Source organism: Aurantimonas sp. C2-5-R2 (assembly GCF_036549495.1).
GTDB lineage: Bacteria > Pseudomonadota > Alphaproteobacteria > Rhizobiales > Rhizobiaceae > Aurantimonas > Aurantimonas coralicida_A.
In genome coordinates, this window is the sequence record NZ_JAZHLJ010000246.1 from 1 (window position 1) to 1067 (window position 1067).

At 64.4% G+C, this 1067-nt stretch carries 2 protein-coding genes; both read left to right on the forward strand.

Annotated elements, in window-relative coordinates; translation table 11 throughout:
* Positions 1-114: 114 nt before the first annotated feature.
* Complete coding sequence (locus tag VQ044_RS25300; protein ID WP_327650419.1) at positions 115-387, forward strand: hypothetical protein; 273 nt, start codon at positions 115-117, stop codon at positions 385-387.
* Positions 388-408: 21 nt separating this feature from the next.
* Positions 409-1041, forward strand: coding sequence for a helix-turn-helix domain-containing protein (locus tag VQ044_RS25305; protein WP_327650418.1), 633 nt, complete (start codon positions 409-411; stop codon positions 1039-1041).
* The last annotated feature ends 26 nt before the right edge of the window (positions 1042-1067 follow it).

Genomic DNA, 1067 nt, shown 5'->3' on the forward strand with positions numbered 1-1067 from the left:
TCCTCAGTGGAATCGGCACCCCGAGCCTAACGGCTCAAGGCGGGCAACGCCGCCCACTTCAGAGTTTCAACAGAGACCGGGACATTCCCCTCCCTAACGGAAGGACGAAGGACGATGTTGAGGACGCAGTTCGCGGCCGCGATCGGCTGCGCGCGTAGACACGCGCTTGATGACCTCATGCGGGAGGTCTGGACACACTACAACGCCGGCCAGCTCTCCGAGGAAGACGCGGGCCAGCTCTCCACGCTCGCCCATGAGCGCCGGGCGGCGTGGCAGGGATCGGAACAGACAGTGCTTGGCCTGGTCTTCCCTCCTCCGGCCGCCCGATGCCCGACGCCGATTCGCCGGCGCAGCCATTTCAAGGGGCGATCGGAGGGCCGCATATGACGGCCGACGACGCGCAAGGACGTGCAAGCGATCCTGAAGGCGGCCGAGATCTACAACGAAGCCGGTTTGCAGGAGAAGGGTGAGCGCAGCGGTCCGCTCGGATCGGTGGCGCTGGACGTGCTGCGGCTGTTCGTCAATCTGATCGACTTTCGCACCGGCCGCCTGGAGCCAGCTATCACCACGATCATGGACCGCCTGGGCCGTTCTCGGGATGCGATCGTGCGGGCGCTGAAGAACCTGCGGGCGCATGGCTTCATCGACTGGCTGCGGCGCTACGAGCCGACCGGGAAGGAGGGGCGTGGCCCCCAAGTGCAGCAGGCGAGCAATGCCTATCGCCTGTCCCTGCCGGAAAAGGCCAGGCAGTTCCTTGGCCGGTTCGGCAAGGCCCCTCCTCCGCCCGAGGATCATGGGCAGGATCAGCAGGCATGGAGCGAGCAAATCGACACCTACCGCCAGTCCCTGCCCCTCAATGAGCGGACGCAGCTCGACGCCGGCGATAGTCCGCTTGGGAAAGCCCTTGTCAGCATCGCGAAAGGCTTGATGAAACGTGAGTCCGATAACCGGACTGAATCCCTCTCTAATTCTATTCTCGGGAATGTCCCGGTCTCTGTTGAAACTCTGAAGTGGGCGGCGTTGCCCGCCTCGAGCCGTTAGGCTCGGGGTGCCGATTCCACTGAGGA